The sequence below is a fragment of the Chroococcidiopsis sp. [FACHB-1243] genome (assembly GCF_014696895.1).
GTDB lineage: Bacteria > Cyanobacteriota > Cyanobacteriia > Cyanobacteriales > Chroococcidiopsidaceae > Chroococcidiopsis.
Map to the genome: position 1 here is coordinate 99,007 of NZ_JACJQX010000019.1, position 24,664 is coordinate 123,670.

The 24,664-nt window shown below is 45.5% G+C and carries 22 protein-coding genes; 12 read left to right on the forward strand and 10 right to left on the reverse strand.

What is annotated here, in order from left to right:
• Positions 1 to 44 precede the first annotated feature (44 nt).
• The gene (locus H6G17_RS15760) at positions 45 to 818 is read left to right on the forward strand and encodes a hypothetical protein (protein WP_192158708.1); all 774 of its coding nucleotides are present in this window, start codon (positions 45 to 47) and stop codon (positions 816 to 818) included.
• A gap of 79 nt (positions 819 to 897) precedes the next feature.
• Here H6G17_RS15760 and H6G17_RS15765 read toward each other — a convergent pair whose 3' ends face one another.
• A complete protein-coding gene (locus tag H6G17_RS15765) occupies positions 898 to 1,368 on the reverse strand; it encodes a GNAT family N-acetyltransferase (RefSeq protein ID WP_192158710.1) in 471 nt (156 codons plus the stop codon).
• 53 nt (positions 1,369 to 1,421) lie between these two features.
• On the opposite strand from H6G17_RS15765, the gene H6G17_RS34150 reads away from it, so the two are divergent.
• Positions 1,422 to 1,547, forward strand: coding sequence for a hypothetical protein (locus H6G17_RS34150; protein WP_277876017.1), 126 nt, complete (start codon positions 1,422 to 1,424; stop codon positions 1,545 to 1,547).
• A 326-nt stretch (positions 1,548 to 1,873) separates the two neighbouring features.
• The gene (locus H6G17_RS15770) at positions 1,874 to 2,551 is read left to right on the forward strand and encodes a hypothetical protein (RefSeq protein ID WP_192158712.1); all 678 of its coding nucleotides are present in this window, start codon (positions 1,874 to 1,876) and stop codon (positions 2,549 to 2,551) included.
• A 9-nt stretch (positions 2,552 to 2,560) separates the two neighbouring features.
• Here H6G17_RS15770 and H6G17_RS15775 read toward each other — a convergent pair whose 3' ends face one another.
• The 4 genes from H6G17_RS15775 to H6G17_RS15790 form a co-directional block, all read right to left on the reverse strand.
• Entirely contained in the window at positions 2,561 to 3,871 is a 1,311-nt protein-coding gene (locus H6G17_RS15775; RefSeq protein WP_192158714.1) for a hypothetical protein, read from the reverse strand.
• A gap of 121 nt (positions 3,872 to 3,992) precedes the next feature.
• On the reverse strand, positions 3,993 to 5,183 hold the full coding sequence (kbl, locus tag H6G17_RS15780) for a glycine C-acetyltransferase (protein ID WP_192158716.1): 1,191 nt from the start codon (positions 5,181 to 5,183) through the stop codon (positions 3,993 to 3,995).
• A gap of 2 nt (positions 5,184 to 5,185) precedes the next feature.
• Positions 5,186 to 6,295 (reverse strand): NAD-dependent epimerase/dehydratase family protein, encoded by a 1,110-nt coding sequence (locus H6G17_RS15785; RefSeq protein ID WP_192158718.1) that lies wholly within the window; start codon positions 6,293 to 6,295, stop codon positions 5,186 to 5,188.
• Between the two features lie 104 nt (positions 6,296 to 6,399).
• The gene (locus tag H6G17_RS15790; RefSeq protein WP_192158720.1) at positions 6,400 to 7,125 is read right to left on the reverse strand and encodes a 2OG-Fe dioxygenase family protein; all 726 of its coding nucleotides are present in this window, start codon (positions 7,123 to 7,125) and stop codon (positions 6,400 to 6,402) included.
• Positions 7,126 to 7,561: 436 nt separating this feature from the next.
• Between H6G17_RS15790 and H6G17_RS15795 the strand changes: the two genes are divergently transcribed.
• The 6 genes from H6G17_RS15795 (at position 7,562) to H6G17_RS15820 (ending at position 18,723) form a co-directional block, all read left to right on the forward strand.
• Positions 7,562 to 8,728, forward strand: a complete 1,167-nt coding sequence (locus H6G17_RS15795; protein WP_192158722.1) for a pyridoxal phosphate-dependent aminotransferase — start codon at positions 7,562 to 7,564, stop codon at positions 8,726 to 8,728.
• 105 nt (positions 8,729 to 8,833) lie between these two features.
• Positions 8,834 to 9,691, forward strand: coding sequence for an alpha/beta hydrolase (locus H6G17_RS15800; protein WP_192158724.1), 858 nt, complete (start codon positions 8,834 to 8,836; stop codon positions 9,689 to 9,691).
• Positions 9,692 to 10,276: 585 nt separating this feature from the next.
• The gene (locus tag H6G17_RS15805) at positions 10,277 to 12,466 is read left to right on the forward strand and encodes a long-chain fatty acid--CoA ligase (RefSeq protein WP_192158726.1); all 2,190 of its coding nucleotides are present in this window, start codon (positions 10,277 to 10,279) and stop codon (positions 12,464 to 12,466) included.
• Between the two features lie 69 nt (positions 12,467 to 12,535).
• On the forward strand, positions 12,536 to 14,800 hold the full coding sequence (locus H6G17_RS15810) for a 3-hydroxyacyl-CoA dehydrogenase/enoyl-CoA hydratase family protein (RefSeq protein WP_192158728.1): 2,265 nt from the start codon (positions 12,536 to 12,538) through the stop codon (positions 14,798 to 14,800).
• Between the two features lie 203 nt (positions 14,801 to 15,003).
• Positions 15,004 to 16,188, forward strand: a complete 1,185-nt coding sequence (locus H6G17_RS15815; RefSeq protein ID WP_192158730.1) for an acetyl-CoA C-acyltransferase — start codon at positions 15,004 to 15,006, stop codon at positions 16,186 to 16,188.
• Positions 16,189 to 16,260: 72 nt separating this feature from the next.
• Positions 16,261 to 18,723: an acyl-CoA dehydrogenase gene (locus H6G17_RS15820; protein WP_192158762.1), complete on the forward strand. Its 2,463-nt coding sequence runs from the start codon at positions 16,261 to 16,263 to the stop codon at positions 18,721 to 18,723.
• Between the two features lie 76 nt (positions 18,724 to 18,799).
• Here the strand turns inward: H6G17_RS15820 and H6G17_RS15825 are convergent, their stop codons facing one another.
• Positions 18,800 to 19,258, reverse strand: coding sequence for a hypothetical protein (locus tag H6G17_RS15825; RefSeq protein ID WP_192158732.1), 459 nt, complete (start codon positions 19,256 to 19,258; stop codon positions 18,800 to 18,802).
• Between the two features lie 17 nt (positions 19,259 to 19,275).
• Here H6G17_RS15825 and H6G17_RS15830 point away from each other — a divergent pair, with 17 nt between their 5' ends.
• Positions 19,276 to 19,422 carry a hypothetical protein gene (locus H6G17_RS15830; RefSeq protein ID WP_192158734.1) on the forward strand — a complete coding sequence of 49 codons (147 nt, stop codon included), beginning with the start codon at positions 19,276 to 19,278 and terminating at the stop codon, positions 19,420 to 19,422.
• A 41-nt stretch (positions 19,423 to 19,463) separates the two neighbouring features.
• Here the strand turns inward: H6G17_RS15830 and H6G17_RS15835 are convergent, their stop codons facing one another.
• Together H6G17_RS15835 and H6G17_RS15840 are read right to left on the reverse strand one after the other, a co-directional pair.
• Entirely contained in the window at positions 19,464 to 19,904 is a 441-nt protein-coding gene (locus tag H6G17_RS15835) for a hypothetical protein (protein ID WP_192158736.1), read from the reverse strand.
• Between the two features lie 211 nt (positions 19,905 to 20,115).
• Positions 20,116 to 21,756 carry a DUF3352 domain-containing protein gene (locus H6G17_RS15840; RefSeq protein ID WP_192158738.1) on the reverse strand — a complete coding sequence of 547 codons (1,641 nt, stop codon included), beginning with the start codon at positions 21,754 to 21,756 and terminating at the stop codon, positions 20,116 to 20,118.
• Positions 21,757 to 21,860: 104 nt separating this feature from the next.
• Here H6G17_RS15840 and H6G17_RS15845 point away from each other — a divergent pair, with 104 nt between their 5' ends.
• Both H6G17_RS15845 and H6G17_RS15850 read left to right on the forward strand, forming a co-directional pair.
• A complete protein-coding gene (locus tag H6G17_RS15845; RefSeq protein WP_192158740.1) occupies positions 21,861 to 22,664 on the forward strand; it encodes a class I SAM-dependent methyltransferase in 804 nt (267 codons plus the stop codon).
• A gap of 14 nt (positions 22,665 to 22,678) precedes the next feature.
• Positions 22,679 to 22,891 carry an RNA-binding S4 domain-containing protein gene (locus tag H6G17_RS15850; RefSeq protein ID WP_015154921.1) on the forward strand — a complete coding sequence of 71 codons (213 nt, stop codon included), beginning with the start codon at positions 22,679 to 22,681 and terminating at the stop codon, positions 22,889 to 22,891.
• Between the two features lie 25 nt (positions 22,892 to 22,916).
• Here H6G17_RS15850 and H6G17_RS15855 read toward each other — a convergent pair whose 3' ends face one another.
• Both H6G17_RS15855 and hemH read right to left on the reverse strand, forming a co-directional pair.
• Complete coding sequence (locus tag H6G17_RS15855) at positions 22,917 to 23,315, reverse strand: hypothetical protein (protein ID WP_015154920.1); 399 nt, start codon at positions 23,313 to 23,315, stop codon at positions 22,917 to 22,919.
• A gap of 135 nt (positions 23,316 to 23,450) precedes the next feature.
• Complete coding sequence (gene hemH, locus H6G17_RS15860) at positions 23,451 to 24,614, reverse strand: ferrochelatase (RefSeq protein ID WP_192158742.1); 1,164 nt, start codon at positions 24,612 to 24,614, stop codon at positions 23,451 to 23,453.
• Between the last annotated feature and the right edge of the window lie 50 nt (positions 24,615 to 24,664).

Here is a 24,664-nt window from a genome sequence, read left to right on the forward strand (position 1 = left end):
TCTTCATAACTTATAACCTGAGTCTACTTTATAGGAGAAAGTCAATGCTATTGTTCAATCGCTGGCAGTCAAAAACTGCTTTTTTAATGGCGATGGGAATGACCGTAACAGCGTTTGTACCGCTTTTGATTTCTACTCCAGCGATCGCCAATTCTCCCTCTTTTGAAATTGCCCAACTCTTTCCTGACTCTCGCGACGATGAGTATCGCGGATCTTCTGGTGGTGTTGTCCCTAGAGGAACGATAATTCCGGTAACTTATGATAGAGGAAAAAAAATTATTGTCTCTCCAGAAGAAACAGCGGACATAACATTGACTGTGGCTGAAGATGTCGAGTCTGAAAGCGGTAGAATCGCAATTCCCGCTGGTAGTCGGATTGAAGGCGAACTCAGACCTGCCGATCGCGGAACTCAATTTGTTGCGCAAAATTTAGTTTTAGAAGGTCGCGATCGCGGTTATCCAATTGAAGCAACGTCGCGGGAGATTACCGACACGGAAATCATTGATGAAAAATCAAATCCCGATATCCTTAGAGGCGCGGTGATTGGGGCTGCTGCTGGTGCGGTTTTGGGTGAAATTTTTGGTGGAATCGATCTAGGTGAAGTCTTAGCTGGTGCAGGTGTAGGTGTATTGGGAGAAGTCTTATTGAGAGGTCGCAAACAAAAAGAAGTTGAAGTTGTTGTCATCAGACCAGATACAGATTTAGATTTGAGATTAGAGGAAGACTTTGTTGCCTCGCGTTCTGGAAATGATGATTACCGCGATTCTGATTATCGTCGCAATAGGGACTCTGATTATCGCAGGCGTGAAGATAATTAAACTTGCTGCTGTACGTTTTGGCAAGGGTGGGTTTAGCAAGATCTCGGTGTGAAAATAGAGACTTTGGGCGAACCCACCCCTACAGATCGTCATATAACAAAACTTTGTGGAATACCAAAGACGTTTTGACTTGGCTGTAGCCGCATTTTTGGTAGAAATGATGAGCTGCTGAACGGACAATATTAGATCGAACTAATATACTTTGACATCCGCGTGTCTTTGCCCAGCTTTCAACTCGATCTAGCAATTTTCTCCCAATACCAGCACCGCGATCGCTTGGCGCTACAACTAAACCGCCAATTTTAGCATGAAAATCTGTCAGCAGCGAGTGATAAGTGTAAGCGTGAATCCAGGCGATCGCTCGATCGTCTAAACCTGTGGCTACGTAGATAATATGATTGCTATCTGATAAAATTTGGTACAGGCGCTGCTCTATGGCAATAGTCGAAACAAGATAGCCAAGTTGGTGAGACAAAATCGCGATCGCCTCAACATCTTGCGTAGTAGCTGGGCGAATATTAACACCGCTACTATCAAGAGTAACTGTCATGATGAAACTACCCCATCTGTACGCTTCATTGTAACAGGGACGCTCAAGCGCTGTTGATTTCCAAGCGCACGATGAAAGATCGCATCACGAGTGTTTTGAATCAATTACATTTACGCGATCGCACTCAGTCTGTACTATTTACTAGTTCTTGTTTAGCAATTTTAGACCAAATGAATTAACAAGTAATCCTTACTATTTTTGGATTGAGAAGTATTGCTAACGCTTAGAAATTAAGGAAACGAGCTAGTAAATCTATCAGAAATTGACTTCTACACTAAGGTAGAATTCGATAAAACTCGTGCTGGTGAAATACCGGACTGAAATTCACTTGAATCAAAGCTTGAATAAAATTAAAACAGAAGCATCAAAGCGTAAAATTAAGAGCTGTGTCTGCAAGTTCCATGTTTTCACCACTAAGGAGCATAAACTTAAAGAACAATTTATTTGGTTTTACGTCATTAAGATGTAAAATCTCTAATTCGATAAATTAGGAGAAAGACTTTATATGTTCATTTCTAATTCCTGGCAAGCCAAAGTTGCGGCACTGATGGCACTGGGAATGGCTTCTGCCACAATAGTACCTGCGATCGCTGCGACTCCGGTTGCAGCACCCCAATCGAACTCTAGTAAACTCTTAATTGCGCAATCATCTCAGTCAATCGTGCCAGTTGGCACGGTCATTCCAGTGCGATACAAAAAGTCAGATAGAGTGCTGGTTACGCCTAAAGAATCAGTCAGACTGACGCTAACTACAGCAACAAGCGTTCGCTCGGAGCGCGGAAATGTCGTGATTCCCGCAGGCAGCCAAATTAACGGTAGACTCAGACCTGCTGATGGTGGTTCGCAATTCGTAGCTGAATCAGTCGTCATTGGTAGTCAAAAACGAAAATATCCGATTGAGGCAACATCAGCTGTCGTGAGAAGAAAGCAGACAATCGATCGCAAAACCAATCCTGACTTCGTTCGCGGTGCGGTTGTTGGCGCAGCAGTCGGAGCCGTAGCATCTGAAATTTTTGGAGATATCGATTTAGGTGCAATCTTAGGAGGTGCGGGAGCTGGAGTGTTGGGAGAAACGCTCCTTAGAGGTCGCAAGCGTAAAGAAGTGGAAGTGGTTGTTGTCAATCCCAACCGAGATTTAGACCTGACGCTAGATGAGGATTTTGTCTTGTCTCGAAATCGGTAATGGGAGTTATTAGTCGTAAGTCGTAACTTGTAAAGTTGACAAATGTTTGCGTTCTAGCAGGTGGAGATTTCCAGCTGCTAGAACGGATAGACCCTGTTCTGTAAGAGCTTGTGCCGTTTTATTCAAGGCATCAAACTTGTCCAAAAAATTCAGGGTAAGATGTTCCCAATCTCCAGAGGCAATAATCTCCTGCTTGTCACGGAAATAATCGAAAATATCCGATGGGTGCTGCCGCATCCGCTCAATGTCTGGATCGCCTCCCTCATGCTTGGCGGAAATATTCGGCACGCACGAAGCCAGCTCCATCAACTCATCTGTGCGGTTGTAAGGCTGTCGCACGATGCCTTTCCAAGTTTCAGTGATGTGATGCTCGAAGCGAATCAATTGCTCGAAGTCCAAAGCATGACGCAACTGGCTGGTAATTTCAATTGTTTCGTTGTTGACTGAGTTACTCCAATTAAATCCAATTAATGGAGAGCTGCCATCATCTCTAGAAAATAACTTGGCTCCAAGTAAAGTCCACAAAGCTGCATAGGGATTGTCATTGCCCATAAATACAGAGATCTTGAACTCGATATCAACCCCAAGTCGATGCAAAAGATAGCCTAGTAGCACTGTCCCAGGATTGAGATTGAGAACTTGGCGAATGCCATAGTTAGTGTAGTAATACAAGTACTCATCCAGCCATAGCAAAGCGCGATCGTTGGGCTGTCCAACACCACCAAAGTAACCCGCGATCGTTTCCGCTCCACCGAGATGGACGTTCGAGCCATCAGTTCCTTTAGTATCGAGAGTGACGACAAAACTCGCGCCAATAATTTGCATAGCTGCGGCAATGGCGGGCAAGTCACCATCGGTTTCTTGTTCCTTCATCTGGCGGACTTGAATGAAACGTCCCGGCATGAGGGATTGTTGGGCGATCGCGCGTCGAGCTGCGGCAATTATCCAAGGAAAATATTGACAGGCACTAATTTCTAATGTCACCGCATATTTGTCGTCAAAAGTCAAATTCTTTGCCTTGTTTCCTATCACATTCTGTCGATAATCGACAATGCTGACAAATGCGCCCTCATCTGCTTGCTGTTGCAGCCATTGTAGATCGGTCAAATATTCGAGTCGAGTTTGTCGAACGCGCTCTAGCAATGCGGTCAGAGACGCAGCTTGTTTTGCCTTAGCATTAATCTCTTCTGGAGTCCCATATTTAGACACGATATTGAGGAAATTGGCGATCGCCTCCATATTTGGATTCAATAAAATATCATTAATTGCTTCTAGTCGTGCAGTTGGAATTTTTAATCTTTTTTGGATATCCTCAATCATAGTAATTTTCCTCTTCAATAGGCAGAAGTCAGAAGTCAAAAGTCAAAACACTAACATAGATTTGCAAGGTGAGTTTTGAAAATAAATCCTACTGGAACTGGTCGCTGGTCACTGGTTACTGTTAAACAACCCCATACTTTTTCCCCACGCGAGCAAACGCCTCTACACATTGCTCTAATTGTTCTTGCGTGTGAGTGGCGGAAACTTGAACCCGAATTCGAGCATGACCTTGGGGAACTACAGGATAGCTAAAGCTAATGACATAAATCCCCTCATCAAGCAGATCTCGCGCCACAGCTTGTGCGAGTTTCGCGTCGTACAGCATAATTGGTACGATCGGGTGAATCCCAGGTTTAATTTCAAAACCGCGATCGCCGATGGAAGTCCGAAAGTAGCTGGCATTCTCCAGCAGTCTTTCGCGTAATTCTGAGGTTTGGTTGAGTAAATCCAATACCTTAATGCTGGTGTAGGCGATCGCCGGAGCAAGGGTGTTGGAAAATAAATAGGGGCGCGATCGCTGCCTAAGCAAGTCGATAATGACTTTACGACCTGATGTAAAGCCTCCAGAAGCTCCACCCAGGGCTTTTCCTAACGTACTGGTGATGATATCTGTACGACCTATGACACCACGATGTTCGATCGAGCCGCGTCCTGTTGCTCCCAAAATCCCAGTAGCATGACTATCATCTACCATGACCAGCGCATCATACTGTTCGGCTAAATTGCAGATTTGGTCTAGCTTAGCGATATCGCCATCCATGCTGAAGACCCCATCCGTGGCAATTAAGCGGATTTTCAGCGATTGGGTAGCTCGCAGCGTTTGCTCTAATTCTTCCATATTGCTATGGGCAAACCGATAGCGTTTAGCTTTACACAGCCGAACTCCGTCAATAATACTAGCGTGGTTGAGCGCATCGCTAATGACCGCACACTCTTCATCAAGTAGTGTTTCAAATAGTCCGGCATTGGCATCAAAACAGGAACCGTACAAAATCGTATCTTCAGTACCGAGAAATGCAGAAATCTTTGCTTCCAGCTCTTTATGTATGGTTTGTGTGCCACAGATAAAGCGCACCGATGACAAGCCAAAACCATATTTAGCAATTCCTTCCTGGGCTGCGGCAATAATGTCAGGATGGTTAGCTAATCCCAGGTAATTATTAGCGCAGAAGTTCAGTACCATCCGACCATCTTGAAGTTGGATTTTAGCATCTTGAGGGGATGCGATCGCTCGTTCTTCTTTGCGCAGACCGGATTGATGAATTTCATCGAGCAGGGATTGAAAAACAGAAGCCGCCGCTGTGGTCAACATAGCTACATCACCGAATGTAGGGAGTTGGGAGTTGGGAGTCGGGAGTCGGGAATAAGTGGTGCGTAGTGCGTGGTACGTGATTCGTGAGTTTTTGATTCTCCTCTGCTCCCCTGCTCCCCTGCTCCCCTGCCCCTCTGCCCCCCTGCTCCTCTGCTCCCTGCTCCCTGCTCCCTTTTTAATGACTCCAGCTTCGCCAACATATCGCTGACGATTGCAGGTAAGTCATAGGTATGCTGCCAACCCCAATCGGCTCGTGCTTTGGAGTCGTCAACTGTACAAACCCAAGAATCAGCGATCGCCTGCCGAAAATCGGGTTTGTATTCGCAGGTAAACTCAGGTAAGTGCTTTTGAATTTCAGCTACGAGTTCTGCTACCGAGAAGCTGACTGCTGCCACATTGTAGCTAGTACGAACTTTGATGGCTGATAAATCTGCTTCCATCAGTTCCAGAATCGCTCTGACCGCATCTAAAGCATACATCATGGGCAAGCGAGTCTCTGGGCGAAGGAAACAGGTGTAAGTTTTCTGCTGGAGGGCAGCATGGAAGATTTCTACGGCAAAGTCTGTTGTCCCGCCTCCTGGTGGGGCATTGTAGCTAATAATGCCCGGTAAACGTAAAGATCGCACGTCCACGCGAAACCGTTGCGCGTAGTACTGACAAAGTAGTTCGCCCGTCACCTTGGTAATTCCGTACATTGTAGATGGCTCTGTCACCGTAATCTGAGGCGTGTCTAACTTCGGCGTATGCGCTCCAAATACGGCAATAGAACTAGGATAAAAAACTCTGAGTCGAGCGGATTTTGCTACTTCCAGAACATTTTTTAGCCCGTTAATATTAACGTCCCAACAGAGATCGGGTTCCTGTTCGCCCTTTGCTGATAGTAGTCCTGCCAAGTGGTAGATTGTATCGATTTGATGCCGCTTGATAATTTTTTCCAACCGCCGAGCATCTGTGACATCTAACACTTTATAAGGAAATAACTTGCTTTCCTCTGAGCGTGGCGATCGCCCGCTTTCCATGACGTGTGTTGTCCCATAGCGTCTTTGTAGGGCAACAACAAGGTCGCTTCCCAGTTGACCTCTAGAGCCAGTGACTAAAATATTGTTCATCATATGACAGTTACCAGTGGTAATTGGTAATTGGTAATTGGTGAAAGGCGCTCTTGCGAGAGGCGAGAGGTCTCTTTGCGACTCTCCCTCAGCAACCTTGCGCTCCCTCAGCAACCTTGCGCTCCCTCAGCTCCCTCAACTCTCTTCTCCCCTACTCCCTGCTCAGGAGGAAATAACCCAGGACATGTGAGGACGAAAACATCTCTCACTCCCAGTTCAGATGTAGTCGCTTTGACTGGCGAGGTGTAGTGGAAGTATTGACTATCTCTAAAGACTAAGAATTCGCCAGGATTGAGAATTTTACTGAAAGCGGGACGACCATCTTTCTCTGGATAAAGGTGCGTTTCTCCCCCTTCAATTCCGGTTCTATTGACAGAGAAAATGCCGACGAGTTCGACTCCATCGCGATGAATTCCTTCAGGCGCAGGATTGCCGAGTTGCTGGGAAGAAGCTGTCGTTCTAATTTGATGCACTGCAACTTCATTGAAGTTAGTACAGAGCTGGCAAAACTGGAAAAATTCCCACACAATTTTTTGAAAATCTACTGACGCAACTAGGCGATCGTCAAGTTCTGGATACTCTCTAATTACATCTCCCAAAATTGGGTTATATGCTTTCGATTGAAATAGCTGCCTGTGGGGTAATTTTATCAGGCGATCGCCAGCTATTTGAAAGTGAGAAAGGTTTCTAAAACGATAGTTGCCTGCTAAATATGGATCGGCTGGTAAAAAATCGAAAAATGGTTTTAATTGCTCTAGCTTAACAGCGTTCACCATTTCTAAAACGTAGCTGGCTAGACAATTAAATTCTTGTGGTTTTGATAAATTCAGCATAGTAAACTTCCTCACATTCAATTGAGGATAGCAGGATTATTCAATCTGCTACATCTAAATTTAGTAGTTAGCATTGGGTTGTGCCACATCAAATTTTGCTACCAATAGCAGCAAAAATTAACAATAAATTTATAGGTTTATCATGTAAACTCGATCTAGCCTTTTCATTCCTTTATAGAAGCTTCATTAATACATCTATGACAGAGTATGTATTAGCAAAGAGACTCTATAAAATGGAAGTTAAGGTTTCATTCTATTGTTAGGGAAGACCCCTAGCGTTCGATCGAGTCTACTAATTTAATTGTAGTTATATTTTTCGGCTATTGTCGATCCCTATAACTTTTGGTTGATATCTAACATTCTTAATAAGTATTTTTTTAATAAAAATTTATACAAGAATGTCAGTTGTCAGTTGTGATTTGGAAAATGAATTAATATGAATTTTGCCGAACGAATGAGCCGCCTGGGGACGGAATCTGCTTTTGAAGTCCTTGCCAAAGCACAACGGTTGGAAGCTCAAGGACGTAACGTAATTCATCTAGAAATCGGACAGCCAGACTTTCAGACACCGATGAATATCTGTCAGGCTGCATTTCAAGCCATGCAAGATGGCTACACTGGCTATGCTCCTGCTGCTGGATTACCTCAGTTACGGCAAGCGATCGCTCAATATGTGACACATACAAGAGGCGTTAAGGTGCATCCCGATGAAGTGGTAGTGACACCAGGCGCTAAGCCGATAATTTTTTTCACTATTCTGGCGCTGGTGAATGCAGGTGATGAGGTCATATATCCCGATCCAGGTTTTCCCGTTTACGAATCAGTGATTAACTTCGTCGGAGGAAAGGCAATTCCTCTAGCCTTACGCGAAGAAGTTGGCTTTCGCTTTCGGATTGAGGATTTAGAACAAGCAATTTCTCCGCGTACGCGACTATTAATTCTCAATTCTCCCCAAAATCCTACCGGAGGAGTGCTGCAACTTGAAGATTTACAGGCGATCGCCAATTTAGCAGAAAGACATAATTTTTATATCCTCTCGGACGAAATCTATTCGCGCATCCTTTACGAACAAACACACCACAGCATTATGAGTTTGCCTGGAATGAAAGAGCGGACGATTCTGCTAGATGGTTACTCTAAGACTTACGCGATGACGGGGTGGCGCTTGGGTTATGGTGTGGCTCCCCAACTATTAGCTCAAAAGCTGGAGCAATTAACGATCAATTCTAATTCCTGCACCTGTTCGTTTACTCAAATTGCTGGAATTGAAGCATTGACAGGGACGCAAGAGTTTGTAGAACAGATGGTGGACGAATTCAGACAGCGAAGAGATTTTATTGTCGATGGTTTGAATGCGATCGCGGGTATTCAGTGCGTTAAACCTACAGGAGCATTCTACGTATTTCCTAATGTCAAACAACTTCCTCTCAACTGTGATGCACTCGCAGATTACTTACTAGCAGAAGCCGGAGTTGCCGTACTTTCTGGTTCTGCTTTTGGCAGATTTGGTGAGGGATATTTAAGGTTATCCTACGCTAACTCATTGGAAAATATTCGCGAAGCTCTCAACCGTATCCAAACAGCGATCGCTCAGCTCAAGTGAGGCATTCAGTCTTCTTCGTCAGTTGTATACAATTAAAATGGATGCACGGTAATTTCTGACTTCTGAGTTCACCCTGTTGTAGAAAAACATTTGGGGAGAATCAGGATGAAAAACATTGCAGGAACCTTCAAGGGCGCTGGTGGATTAAGGCTCTATTACCAAAGCTGGCATCCCCAAGATCGATCGCGGGCTGTGGTGGCGATCGTGCATGGCTTGGGAGCGCATAGCGGTCTATTTTTACCTGCTGTAGAGTACTTAGTGTCTCTAGGTTATGTAATCTATGCCTTTGATTTACGAGGTCACGGACACTCGCCAGGACAAAGGGGACATATTAATCGATGGACTGAATTTCGAGAAGATTTAAGCGCCTTTTTGCAGCAAATTTGGCAGCAAGAACCCAATTGCTCTTGTTTTGTCTGGGGGCATAGCTTGGGAGGTGCGATTATTTTGGATTATGCTTTGCGATCGCCGCAGGGACTGCGGGGTGCGATCGTCACTGCACCAGCTTTGGGAAAAGTTGGAGTTTCGCGCCTCAAACTGGCGATCGGGCGAGTCTTTTCCCGCGTCTATCCACGCTTGAGTCTTAAGGTTGGCTTGAATCATCATGCTAGTTCGCGCAATCCAAATGTTATTTCTGCTTATAGTCAAGACCCCTTACGTCACGAATACGGTAGTGCCAGACTTGCAACAGAATTCTTTGCTGCCGTGGATTGGATCGAAAATCATGCCTCTGAGCTGCAAATTCCTTTACTGCTGCTACATGGCAGTGCAGACCAAGTAACTCATCCTGAAAGTAGTTGGCTGTTCTGCGAACGGGTCACTTATCCCGACAAGAAATGCTACGAGTATCCTGGCAGTTATCACGATCTTTATGCCGATACGAATTATCAAGAAGTACTTGTAGACATCGGTAACTGGTTGGAGCAGCATTTGCAGGAAATTGATGACAGTCAAGCAGCGTGAGGTAAGAGAGTGGTGCGTAAAAGGATTAAATAATGTTACCAGTTTTTCTTTATTTCAATAAATTAACAATGGACAGTGAAGTGTATATTTGGCTCTTTTAAAATGAATTCAGAGGCTTGGAACTCAATGATTAGTGAGTAAAAATTCCTGTTGTTAGTTTGATTTGTTACTAAAGATAGATAAAATAGCAGCTTCGTGAAGTAATGAGTTAAACTGAGATCGAGCAATTCTTTTGACATATCGTTCGATCCCTGAAGGGTTAGATATGATGGTTTAACATCTTTAGTTACGTGTTGTGTCGTTAATTCATATTAATTAGAAAGGAGAAACAGGGAAAATATCTAACTCAGGTGTGAGAATTCGGCATCCAAAACAAATACTGCATCTGACTCTGTTTTCTAAAAACAAAACTCAATAAAAAAAACTATTAGCTCGGGCGCTCGATCGCAAATATTGTTAGCGATCGCAGCGGTGGGCTTCAGTAAGTGTAGGGTGGGCAATGCCCATCTTACTGTAAAAGCCAATTAATAAAAAAAACAGAAAAACTTTATCGAGGGGAAGAGATTTCAGCTCTTCTTGGCGAAAATGTTGTGGTCTAACAAAATTTACACAGCCCCTCCCAACTCTGGGAATGTGTTGTTGGGACGCACATTGCCTTCATTATTAGATGAAGCCTGCGATCGCGCTCCCAATTTCCATGCTTTAAATTGGTGGACGGAACAAGGTTGGCAGTCCTTATCCGAGCGAGCCTTTCGGACTGCGGCTGAAGAAGTAGCACTCGGTTTGTCGAACTTAGGGTTAGAGAAGGGCGATCGCGTTGCCCTCCTGACGCATAGCGATGTTAACTTTTGCATAGTTGACATGGGCTGCTTGCTAGCTCAACTGATTGACGTACCGATCGATCTCACCCAAACGTTAGAAAATATTGTTTTTATTACGCAACACAGCGAAGCCAAAGGACTAATTGTTTCTAACCTCGACTTACTCGACCACATCATACCTTACTTAAGCAGCACGCCCGATCTACAAATCGCGATCGTTGCCGATGTTCCCCTCGATTGGCAAGGACAATTCAAGCATCCTCAAGCAATCCAAATCTTTTCCTTAGCAGAGATACGGCAGCGAGGACAAGCTCAGATGTCAGATGAGAGGCAACAACAGCTACGCGCATCGCTAACAGCCAACGACTTAGCCACCATCATTTATATCCCTGGAGCCACTGGTAAGCCTCAAGGAGTGATGCTGACTCACGAAAACCTCTCAGCTAATGCCCTAGCAATGTTCAGTGGAATTCCCGATTTAGAACTGGGTGCAAAGGAGGTCGTACTTTCATTTCTACCCTTGACTCATGTTTTTGCCCGTGTCTTTTTCTACGGTCACATGAATTACGGACATAGCGTTTACTTCACCACTTCTAACCGAGTGATGAAACATCTTAAAGAGATACAACCAACAATATTTGCTACCGTGCCTCTGTTGCTGGAAAAAATTTATCAGCGAATTTTAGAAACAGGTAGTCAGACTCCACAACCAGAGACAGTGAAGAGTGTCAAATACGACTTGCTGCCCCGCTTTCGGACTTTTGCCGCACAGATGTTTCAGAAGAAACAAGAGACTCCCCAGCAAAAATTCCGTTTATCCTCTCTGCGATGGCTTCCCCCAACTCAATTCAAGTTACCGCGTTGGCAAGCCTCTCTCAGCGCTTGGAAATCATTACAAACAGAACAAACTCAACGTCTGATCGATTGGGCGATCGCCCTTGCCCAACAGTACAAATTGGGACACTCACCGAGCGGCAAATACGACTGGATGCTGAAACTAGCAGACCGACTAGTATTTGCTAGATGGCGCTCGGTGTTTGGCGGTCATCTCAAATATGCGATCTGCGGTGGTGCAGCTTTGAAAGCCGAGATTGCCAACCTGTTTGCTGCTGCCAGAGTCACGATTCTACAAGGCTATGGATTGACAGAAACGAGTTCGGCAGTTGCTTGCAATCGGGGTAGCTTCAACCGAGCTGGAACAGTAGGAGTACCGCTGCCAGGGATAGAAATTGCGATCGCCTCTGATGGTGAAATTTTAGTCAGGGGACCTTACGTGACGCAAGGCTACTATAAAAACCCCGAAGCTACCCAGCAGGCGATCGACTCTGAGGGTTGGTTTCATACAGGCGACATAGGAGAGTTTACTGCCGATGGTTTTCTGAAAATCGTTGGATTAAAGAAAAGCCACTTCAAGCTTTCAACAGGTAAATATGTCACGCCACAGCCATTAGAACACAAGTTAGAACAATCTTCTCTGGTAGCAAAAGCCGTTGCAGTGGGGGCAGAACGTAAATTCTGTGTCATGCTAATTTTTCCCGATTTCAACAACCTGCGCCAACAAGCTCAAATCTTGGGACTCGACCTACCAGATGCAGAATTATTGAACCATCCCTGTATTCTCGCCCTCTACCAGGCTTTAGTAGATGAAGCTAATTGCCATTTGCCTTACTGGTCTTTAGTTAAACGCTTTCAGCTCATCAACGCTACACTCAGCGTCGAGAACGGAATGCTGACCCCCAGTGGAGAAGTAAAACGCGCCAGGATCGCTGAAATGTTTGCTCAAGAAATTAATGCTTTATATGGTCAAGAAGATTCCAAACGACGAGAGACACAGCGTCACGAACAACTCAACCCATGTCCCCCCGTACCTTCATCCACCTGTCCTGCATATGCTCAATCCTTAAGCCAGGGAGTAGAGAGAATTCGGAATTCGGAATTCGGAATTCGGAATTAATCGATCGCACACTACGCATCACTTCATTACCAATTACCACTGATAACTGATAACTGAGGTTTTAAAACTATGTTTAAGCCGTTCCGAACCGCCGCCGTTCTTGGTGCGGGAGTGATGGGAAGCCAGATTGCCGCTCACCTCGCCAATGCAGGTTTAACCGTATATTTATTAGATATTCCTGGCAAGGGGAGCAATAAAAATGAATTAGTTGAAACATCATTTAAAAAAGCTCTGAAGCTATCTCCACCTATATTTTTTACAGAAAAGACAGCCCGTCGTGTCATTTTGGGTAATTTTGACGAGCATTTTGACTCAGTTGCCACAGTCGATTGGGTTATTGAGGCAGTGGTAGAAAATCTAGATATTAAGCAAAAGCTGATGGAACGCCTAGAGAGCGTAATTCGCTCGGATACAATCGTATCCACCAATACCAGCGGTTTACCAATCGACGCGATCGCCCAAGGACGTTCTGAATCCTTTCGTCAAAGGTTTTTAGGTAGTCATTTTTTCAATCCGCCCCGCTATCTCAAATTACTCGAAGTCATTCCGACAACTGACACCGATCTACAAGTACTAGAAAGGATGAAGTGGTTCGGAGAAGTGCATTTAGGTAAAGGAGTTGTAGTCGCAAAGGATACTCCTAACTTTATTGCTAACCGAATTGGGATGTATGTCACCATGCTCGGGTTGCAGGCATTAACGCAGGGATACACGATTGAGGAAATCGATACTCTAACGGGAACAATTGCAGGTAGACCAAAATCAGCCACATTCCGCACGGCGGATTTAGTCGGACTAGATACGTTGATGTATGTCGCCAGCAATCTCTATCCAGCTATTCCCCATGATGAAAGCAGAGCAGTCTTCCGCGTGCCGGAACTATTACGCAAACTCGTAGAGACGGGAACGTTAGGGGCGAAAACAGGTCAAGGCTTTTACAAAAAGCAAGACCGACAAATTCTGTCATTAAATCCAGAAACACTCGCTTACGAACCAGCTAAACCTCTAAATTTGGGTGATATTGAGGCAATTGGTAAGATTCCCAATTTAGGCGATCGCCTGCGAGCATTGTATCGAGATCGCGATCGTACGGGTGCTTTCTTCCGCGAGTCTATCCTTAAAACATTAAGTTATGCTGCCTGCCGCATTCTCGAAATTGCCGACAGTCCTACCGACATTGACAAAGCAATGCGATGGGGCTTTGGCTGGGAACTCGGTCCTTTTGAAATTTGGGATGTATTGGGATTTGAAACCGTACTGGCAGATATGAAAGCGGCTAGAATGCCCGTGCCGGAATGGGCAGAAGTCAAAAGTCAAAAGTCAAAAGTCAAAAGTGAAAATTTGATTTCCGACTCCCGACTCCCGCTAATATGGCAAAATCCCGAAGCCGCATTGCTGGACATGGGCGATGGGGTGGTTTTGTATGAGTTTCGCTCGAAGGGCAATACTTTGAGTTTGCAAGTGGTTGACGGTTTAGCTGAGATGCTGGATCTCATCGAAAATGGCGATTACCGAGGATTGGTCATTGGTAACAGCAGCGCTCATTTCTCAGGTGGAGCAAATCTGGCAGAAATGGCAATGATGGCACAGTCGGGATTAGGAGCGATCGCCGATCTGATTGTCAAATTTCAAACTCTGCTACAACGGATTCATTACTTTCCCAAACCAATTGTTGCGGCAATTCAGGGGCGCGTGTTGGGTGGTGGCTGTGAGTTAGTCATGGCGTGTCCGCAAGTCGTGGCAGCAGCAGAAACTTATATCGGCTTGGTGGAACTGAGTGTAGGTCTAATTCCTGGGGCTGGTGGCATTATGCGATCGGTGACATGGGCAGCCGATCGCGCTGCCACAGAAGCGCCCCATCACATCCAACCGTTTCTGCGGCGAGTGTTTGAAACAATTGGCATGGCGAAAGTCTCCAATAGTGCTGCGGAAGCCCAAGAACTGGGATTTCTACCACCGACAGCCAGAATTTTAATGAATGGCGATCGCCGTTTAGAAGTTGCGAAAGAAGAAGTCTTATGTAGCGATCGCGCAGGTTACGCCCCACCCCCCAAACGCAACGCCATTATGGTGCTAGGTCGTCCAGGGAGAGCAATGTTGGATTATGCTGCCGATACCCTTTACCGAGGCGGCTTCATCAGCGAATACGATCGCTATTTAGCCAACCGTTTAGCCTACGTCATGGCTGGCGGAGAACTTTCTGCACCTGCTTTAGTTGATGAAAACTACTTACTGCAATTAGAACGGGAAGCATTTTTACCCCTACTCAGCCAGCCCAAAACCCAAGAGCGGATTGCCTACACGTTGAAACATAAAAAGCCGCTAAGAAATTAAGGACAAGGGGGACAAGGGGGACAAGGGGGACAAGGGGGACAAGGGGGACAAGGGGGACAAGGGAGAATTCACCCCACATCCTACACACCCTACACCCCTTCTTCACGCACCACACACCACTTTCTTACCAACTACCCATTACCCATTACCCATTACCAACTACCAACTACCAACTACCAATTACCAATTACCAACTACCAACTATGAAAGAAGCCTATATTGTCAGCAGCGTTCGGACTGCGGTGGGAAAAGCGCCACGCGGTACGTTACGCCACGTTCGCCCCGATGACATGGGCGCGGTCGCAGTCAAAGGCGCGATCGCTCGTGTCGAAGGACTGGCACCAGAATATATTGACGACATCATTATTGGCTGTGCGTTTCCAGAAGCGGAACAGGGATTCAATTTGGGTCGAGTTATTGCTCGGCGGGCGGGTTTGCCCGATTCAGTGGCAGGTTGTACTGTCAATCGTTTTTGTGCTTCTGGACTCCAGACGATCGCGATGGCAGCTCAAGCGATCGCCACAGGACAAGCGGAAATTATGGTGGCTGGTGGAGCCGAATCGATGAGTTTGATTCCGATGGGGGGACACTATCTAGCTCCCAACCCAGAAGTGTTGGCGGAGACTCCACAAGCATACTGTACGATGGGGATTACGGCTGAGAACGTAGCCCAGCAGTACGGAGTTTCTCGCCAGGAACAAGATGTTTTTGCGCTGCGATCGCATCAGAAAGCTTTAGTTGCAATTAGGCAAGGTCGTTTTGCTGAAGAAATTATCCCGCTTCCGGTGCGCGAAACTCTTTATATTGATGGCAAGCCACAGGTCGTGGAGCAAGTTTTTCAGCTTGATGAAGGTCCTCGCGCCGATACCAGTCTGGAAGCATTGGCGCGATTGCAACCTGTTTTTCGCCACGGTGGAGCGGTTACAGCTGGGAACTCATCCCAAACTTCGGATGGAGCAGCAGCGACGGTGTTAATGAGTCAGCGCTGGGTCAACAAACTCGGTGTAAAACCTCTAGGACGGATGTTAGGGTTTGCAGTCGCCGGAGTTCCCCCAGAAATTATGGGGATTGGACCAGTTGAGGCTGTGCCGAAAGTGCTGAAGCAAGTGGGTTTAAGCTTGGAAGATATCGGGTTAATCGAGTTGAATGAAGCCTTTGCCGCTCAAAGCTTAGCGGTAATTCGCAAGCTCGGTTTGAATGAGGAAATTGTCAATGTCAACGGCGGCGCGATCGCTCTCGGTCATCCTCTAGGTTGCACGGGTGCGAAGCTGACAGCCACCCTGCTGCACGAAATGAAACGGCGTAACATTCGTTACGGTCTGGTGACGATGTGCGTTGGTGGTGGTATGGGAGCAGCGGCAGTGTTTGAGAATTTGGCAACCTCCTGAATCAGGATCGCCTGAGAGGTCAGATTCTTCAACCCACTTTTAATTACGAATTACGAATTACGAATTATGATGATGAACCTGCTCGATCCAGTCGTTGTCATTCCCGCGCTAATTTTCCTATTTTTAGCACTGGGTTACATTGGCGTTCCGTTGTGGCTGTGGTCGCTGTACTTTCTCGCGGTGCTGGCAGCTTGGAATCCGCCAATTTGGGTGTGGTCGCTGTTTGGTGTGGTGGCAGCAATCTTAAATTTACCAATATTACGGCGATCGCTCGTCACATCTCCCATCATTTCCGCCATTAAAGCTTTCAATCTCCTACCAAACATCTCTGCAACCGAACAAGCGGCGATCGAGGCAGGAACCGTTTGGGTAGATGGTGAGTTCTTTTCCGGTCAACCCAATTTTCGCAGAATTAACAGCGAACCCTATCCCCAGGTCACGCCAGAACTCCAAGCATTTCTTGACGGACCAGTAGAACAAGTTTGCCACATGGTCAGCGATTGGGAAATTTACCGTCGCAAAGACTTACCACCGGAAGTCTGGGCATATCTCAGACATGAAGGCTTCTTCGGCATGATGATTCCCAAAGAGTATGGCGGGTTGGGGTTTTCTAACTTTGCCTACAGCGCCGTGATGATGAAGTTGGCATCGCGATCGTTCACCCACACGGCGACAGTTGGAGTGACGAACTCCCTCGGACCCGCTAAGCTATTGCTGCGATATGGTACTCCAGCTCAGAAAGACTATTATCTGCCCCGACTAGCCAAGGGGGATGAAATTCCCTGTTTTGCCCTGACCGAACCCCAGGCTGGCTCAGATGCGGGTAGCATTACTTCTGAAGGGGTCGTGTTTCAAGCTGAAGATGGAAAACTATATCTGCGCTTGAATTTCCGCAAACGCTACATTACTCTGGGCGCGATCGCCACTTTAATCGGTCTGGCGTTTCGCCTTCGCGATCCAGAAAATTTGCTGGGTAAAGGAGAGGATGTAGGCATTACCTGCGCTTTAATTCCGGCGAATACACCCGGTGTGGTTTTAGGACGGCGACACGATCCGATGGGAGTTCCGTTTTACAATTCTCCGGTTGAAGGGCATGATGTCATCATCTCCATCGACCAAATTATCGGTGGTGTAGAACAGGTGGGTCAGGGTTGGAAAATGTTGATGCAGAGCCTGGCTGCGGGTCGGGGCATCAGCTTTCCTGCTACCTGTACCGGAGTTGCCAAACTTATCGCCAGAGTGACGGGCGCTCACGCAACAGTGCGACAGCAGTTTGGACTGCCAATTGGTCGGTTTGAAGGAATTGAGGAACCCCTAGCTCGGATTGGGGGACTGACATATTTGATGGATGCTGCTCGAATTTATACTTGCGGGGCAGTCGATCGCGGCGAGCAACCTGCTGTTATTTCGGCGATCGCTAAGTACAACCTGACGGAACTCTCGCGTCAAATTATCAATGACGGGATGGATATTCTCGGTGGCTCTGGTATTTGTCGCGGACCCAGAAACCTGCTAGCAAATATCTACATTGCCACTCCGATCTCGATTACGGTTGAAGGCGCGAATATCCTCACTCGCACGATGATGATCTTCGGTCAAGGAGCGATCCGCTGTCATCCTTACGTCTATGCTGAAGTTATTGCCCTCAAACAGTCGGATGTCTCAGCTTTCGATCGCGCCTTTTGGCATCACGTTGGTTTTATGGTGCGTAATGGTTGTCGTGCCTTGCTGCTGAGTCTTTCCCGTGGCTATCTCGCCCGTCCGCCTGTAACTGGAGCTACTGCTAAATACTACCGCAAACTCGAATGGGCAGCCGCGACTTTTGCTTGGCTGACCGATCTGGTTCTCTTCTGTTTTGGTGGCACGTTAAAGCGGCGAGAAAAACTAACTGGACGATTTGCTGATATTCTTTCTTGGATGTATTTGGCAACAGCTACCCTGCGCCGATTTGAGGCAGAAGGTTGCACGGAAGACTTACCCTTTGTTCGCTGGGCAGTAGAATATGCCTTAGCTCAAATCCAGCTTGGGTTTGAAGGAATATTCAGTAACCTGTCCGTACCAATTCTCGGTTCTTTATTCCGAAAACCCGTGACTTGGTGGTGGCGGCTCAATGCGATCGGTTCTTTACCATCTGACCGACTAGGCAGTGACATTGCTCGTAACCTTCAGACACTAGGACAGCAACGCGATCGCCTCACCGCAGGTATTTACATTCCTGTAGATCCAAATGAAGCCTTGGGACGCTTGGAACGCGCTTTTCTCTTAACATTGCAAGCCGAACCAGCACTTAAAACTATCAAAGCTGCCAGTCGTGAAGGTCAGCTGCCGTCAGGAAAACCGGAGCAGCTAGTTACAGCAGCACATGAAGCTGAGATAATTACTCTAGAAGAGGCTGAGCTAATTCGTGCGGCAGAAATTGCTCGTAATGAAGCAATTCAAGTAGATACATTTACACTTTTGGAATACCAACAAGGAGTAGAGGATCGACAAGAACAACTGAAATTGATGGATCGAGCAGCTTTGTTGCCTAAATAGCTGGAGGCAAAGGAGAAAAACAAAATCTGCTGTTTCGGTCGATCTAATTTTAGAGCAGGTAGAACGCGATCTAAAGTTATGAAACCATCGCCAATGGAGCAATTGTCGCATCAACTTTTGTTTCCCAAAGCCGTCTCATCAGCTTACCTTCATACCTCTGTTCGCGCAAACGTTTGTTATAGCTTTCTAATACGATGGTTTCTTCATATTTCCCAACCGACATAACTAGTCGATTGGGATCTTGCATTTGATAGCTGAATATACTAGGTGAGCTATTGTGGGAGATACTTTTATCTGTAAATACAACATTGGGATGCTTGGTATCGACACACCAAGACATATAGTCTGAGTCTAGTTTTTTACGATATTCCCAACTCATTTTAATTCCGAATTCAACTCGTTCTAGAGCGTGAATTTGGGCGATCGCCGATATTTCTGACTCATTCAACCAATTTACATTTAGCGTTAGTAACGGAGAAACCCAAATCCCCGTAGAACGCAACCAATAATCGTATAGCTGATAATGGAACGGCATAGTTGCATAAATTTCCTATGGAAAATCAACGCGATATACCGATCTCTACCAGCCGCGATCGCGGTTTTACGGATTATTTCAAAAATTTCCTTGACAAAATACTCAATTCATGCAGTTGCGCGTGTTCCTTGGTAGGAATTGTACGGGCGGGTTTTATCCGATAGCTATTCGTGTCAGAAAAATCTGTTGTCTAAACCCGCCCCTCCTAATATTTATGATTGGATGCTAAGAACAAAAGATCGATAACCTCGCCAAAACCCAATCCAAAACCTGCTACAACTGCTAAAAACAAAAAAGTATTGAATCGACTAAAACCAGCAAACCGCATTTCTACATTTGCTAAGAATGTAATAGCTAAAGGCATGACAATAATCGGAATTAAAATCGATCGCGCCGCAGCCAAAGCAATCAACACGCACACCAAAAGCATTGCTACAATCAATAGAAATCCTTGGGAAGCAAATTTCATGATTTGCTCTAAAGCAACAATACTTTTCCAAGACAAAGCTAATCCTACAGCCGCTATGCAGGCTCCAACAAACCAAAAGATATGGTAGGCAGAGAGATACCATCCCAATAGTGCGTAAGCTAGCCAGAGGGCAACAACAGGTAGCAGAGGGATTCTATTTAGAAGTCCAGCGTTCATAATTGATTCTTAACTCTGCGATCGGGAACAGGTATAAAAGTGGTAGATAGCATGAAACTACCTGCATTTTAACTAAGCATCTGCAAACCCGCTTCCTACTGTAAGAAGAGTTAATTTATTTTGGTCATTAGTCATTGGTCATTGGTCATTTATAGTTATTCTCCCTTGTCCTTCTTGTCTCCCTTGTCCTCTGTTCTCTGCTCCCTACTCCCTAACTTCTCTGTTTGAGTGCGACGAGTAACTCCATTTGACTCGTGGTTTCGTCAGGGTTGCTGGCGGTGATGCCGATGCCGCGAATAGAGTTAATAATGGCAGTAGCTTCTGGATCGATCGCGGTGCTTAGGGGTTTACTTGCAAGTAACGACATGGTTTTATCCATATCTAAGTAGAAGTAACCTGCATTAGGTTGTATTAAAGAACCAGTTGCGGCTTTGAAAACTTCGCTACTGTCAAGAGACTTACCAGAAGGCTTGGCGATCGCCTCTACAATCGGTTCGCCCACAGCAATAAACATTGTATCTGGATTTAACCAGCCGTGACCGACAATCGCACCTTGGGCGGGAACTTGCCATTCAGTAATGCTTTTACCATTTATATCTCTGGGAACGACAGCTAAAAAGTTACTTTTAGCGATCGCATCCAGTTTACCGAGAGTCGATTCAGCCGTAGCGCGATCGCTGGTTTGAAACATTAGTGCGCCGCCAAATCCCAAGGAACCTAACATCCCTTGACTAGATGGAATTGCACCAATGGCAAATTCTCCATCCATCCAGCCAAAAACATCTCGGTCTAGATCGAGATTGTAACTTGTTTTGAACGATCGCCGAGCAGAGTCCAATCCTTGCTTGACTTCCGGTAAATCTCTAGTTTGGTCAACAAATGCCGCCCAAGTACGACTGATTCCCGCGCCAGTCAATAAAGCCAGCGTATCGACGGGGAATCGAGTGACGACCTTACTAGGAGAGTTTTGATATTGTATGTTGATGGCATTAGAATTTAACTGCGCGATCGCTTTCATCCGTATTCCCATGTCATCTACACCCACCCCTGCAACTACGGCTTTGACCGATTGCAACTGTGCTAAAGTTTGTGGAGGTAATCCAGCCGGATTAGTAGCCGTCAATTGTTGGACTGCACCTGCATAATCGGGTAAATAAATTTGCGCGATCGGGTTTTTGAGTTGTAAGCTTTGGGCAAAAGTGCTGTCTATACCTGCTTTGGTAGCAAAAGAGGGTTCTCCTTTATAAGTATCGATTGCTTGTTCTACTGCTTGTTTAGCTGGAGCGAGAACGACTCGATTGTCAAGGATACTGGTGTAGATTGGTGCGCCTTGACTGGTTGATTCAGTAATTTTTTGTCCTTTATAATCGAATTCTTGACTCGTAACTGTTTTATCGGCTTTTAGTTTCTTGCTAAAGTTCCAGGCACTCAACCCATTTTTAATTCCTAGTACCAGTAAAATATTCGATTGAGACGAGAATGGTGTTGCTTGTACTTGCTTAGCAGAACTAGGTGGTAGTAAGGCAATTGTGACGTTACCCAACCAGGGTTTTATATCTTGTTCGTAATTAATATTAGATTTTGTGAATACTTGGCGATCGAAGTCTTGCAGGCTTTTCTCAACTAACTTTTCGGCTTCAGGAGTGCCAAATCGCTGTAACTGCGCCAAAACACTAGCATCGGTCGAAATAAAAGCTGCCATCAATGCTTCATCTGGTACGACTTTAGCACTTGCCAAAGGACTCGCGCCACTGCCAAAGTTGCCTTTAAAATACCAATAAGCCGCTGCACCTCCTGCTACAATCCCGATAGCTACAACAGCAGGGAGCAAATTTGATTTTTTCGTCGGCATTTTAATTATCCTTGCGATCGCCTCTGCTCAAATTCTTATCAATCACCTATACAAATGTCATTGTGGTAATTTCGGATAAATATTAGGGAGTAGGGAAAATACTAATGACAACTCGTATGAATGAATACAAGCAGCAAATTATTACAGATTTTAATTCTAGAACTAATTATGACAACGAGTTTCGCTATCGCTTTGCCAAACCTTTAATAGAATTAGCTCAACTCAAGCCGGGACAAAGAGTTTTAGATGTGGCAACTGGTACGGGAATCGTGGCGATCGCGGCAGCTAAAATCGTAGGAGATGTAGGTTATGTATTGGGAGTAGATATTTCCACGGGAATGCTAGCACAAGCACGGCACAAAGTTGAGTTAGAAAAATTACAAAATATTGAATTGATTGAAGCGGACGCGGACGATTTACATTTTGACGATAACAGCTTTGATGTGATTTTTTGTTCCGCTGCGATCGCCTATCTTACAAATGTTTTTTCTTCCCTACGTCAGTGGTATCGTTTTTTAAACACAGGTGGAATAGTAGCTTTTTCCTGTTTTGCTGAAACAGCTCATACTGCATCTATTTTATTTAGAGAGAAAGCACAAGAATTTGGAATTACGGTTGACAATCCCAACGAACCACTAGGTACTCCTGAAAAGTGCCAAGCTTTACTTCAACAGGCTGGTTTTCAAAATATTGAAGTTGTAACTCAACAATTCGGTTTCTACTTCAAAGATGCAGAAACAGCATGGAACGCACATGCTAGTAATGTTTACGGCTACCAGGTGCGTCAATTATCACCAGACAAATTAGCGCAGCTTAAGGCAGAATACATGGCAGAGATCCATGCCTTGTCAACGGAGCAAGGATTTGGGCATGATGTTAATAGCTTGTTTGTTTTTGCTCGTAGTTGAATTTGAGATTTTTCATGATTAGTAACAGTGATAATACAATTAAACTCGATCAATTTTTAAAATTAATTGGCATAGCAGCAACAGGCGGACAAGCCAAACTAATAATTCAGGGAGGTGAGGTTCTCGTTAATGGCATACTGGAGACTAGACGCGGACGCAAGTTAAGATCGGGTGACAGTGTAACAGTAGCAGAACAAACTTTTGATGTAAATTTAGACGAGATTTAAATTTAATTAAAATTAGGCGATCGCATTAAGACACCAACCGCAATCCCCGCGCCAAATCTTTGCACAATTGCGTTGGTTTACTCAAGTCTGGCTTAATCAAACAGTCATCCGCAGCAAAATCATAGTCTGCTACCTCCAACTTTAACGCCCACTTGGTCAATGGCAATTTTCCCCATGTCTCTACAAACTCTACAACGCCTTTAGGTCTTTTAGAGCGTTCTACATTTTGCAAAGCACAGGCAATACTCAGTTGATTAAATCCCCTAATTAAAGGATCGGGATAGGGAAATGGATCTTTTTCTCCTGCTTTGATGCGTCCAAAATACTCCAGCACACCTGAAGCTAATAGAGACAGTATTTCTGAGTGATTTAACTTAGTCGGATCGTAGCTCATGGGTTTGATAGACCAAATGGGTCGCCCCATATCAAACCAGAGAGCGTGACTTTGCGTAACTTTGAATGTGCCACTATTTAGAGTGGATGAATAAGTCGTAAGTCAAACACTACTCCTTACTCCTGTACGGGCGCACAGCTGTGCGCCCCTACGACTCCCTACTCCCTATAAAATCCCGACGGCGTGCAATAGCCCTTTGCCAGTGATTAGCTCGATAATCAGGGCGATAAAGCCGAGCATGGCAATTCTACCATTCCAAATTTCTGCCGAGGTCGTCATGCCCCACTGCCATCGCTCTTGAGGGTACATTTTGACCCGCTTTTTCATTTGCGACACTTGAGACAGTTTAACGCTGGGAGAATTTAAGGCTTCGATGGTTAAATCTGCCATTCCATCAATAAACTGAGTGTGAGTGTTGAGTGCTGGGACGCGACGGAAGTTATGTATACCTACTGACTCTGCAACTTCCCGATACTCCATATCAATTTCTTGCAGAGTTTCTATGTGTTCGGAGACAAAACTAATTGGTACGACAACCATATCTTGCACTCCTTGCTGACCCAATTCTTGAATGGCATCTTCTGTATATGGTTGCAGCCATTCTACAGGACCAACACGACTTTGATAAGCTAAGGTGTATGAATTAGGGCGGTTGAGAGTTTGCATTATTAGCGCCGTACATTCCTCAATTTCTTGCTGATAGGGGTCGCCTGCTTCCTCTACGTAACTTTTTGGTACGCCGTGAGCGCTAAAGAAGACATGCACTGTATCAGGATTGGAAAACCCATCTAACTCTTGGGCGATTAACTGCGCCATTGCTTGCAGATAGCCTGATTGCTTGTACCAAGAGGGAATGACTGTATATTCAATGCTGTTTAATTTTGGGTCTTCTAACCACATTTGTTGCAGCAAGCGGAAGCTAGAACCACTGGTGCTGATGGAAAACTGCGGGTAGAGTGGTAAAATCACCAAACGGTCAATGCCATCGCGTTTGATGCGGGCGATCGCTTCTTCGGTGAATGGATGCCAGTAACGCATCCCGATATAGAGTTGAGTTGGTTGCCCTTTTTCTTCTAGTCTTGCTTGCAGCGCTTGCGCTTGGGCTTCAGTGATGCGTCGTAAGGGAGAACTACCACCTATCTGCTTGTAGTTTTCTTGCGATCGCTTCGTACGTACGGTTGAAATCCACCATGCCAGGGGTTTTTGCAGCCAGGGAAACGGCAGGCGAATAATTTCCGGATCGGCAAACAAGTTAAATAGAAATGGTTTGACATCCTCTAGTCGATCCGGTCCACCTAGATTAAGTAATAGTACTCCCACTCGACCCATAGCAGTTTTGTTACCCCAATTTCTTCAGCTTTGTTACTGATTTTAACAAT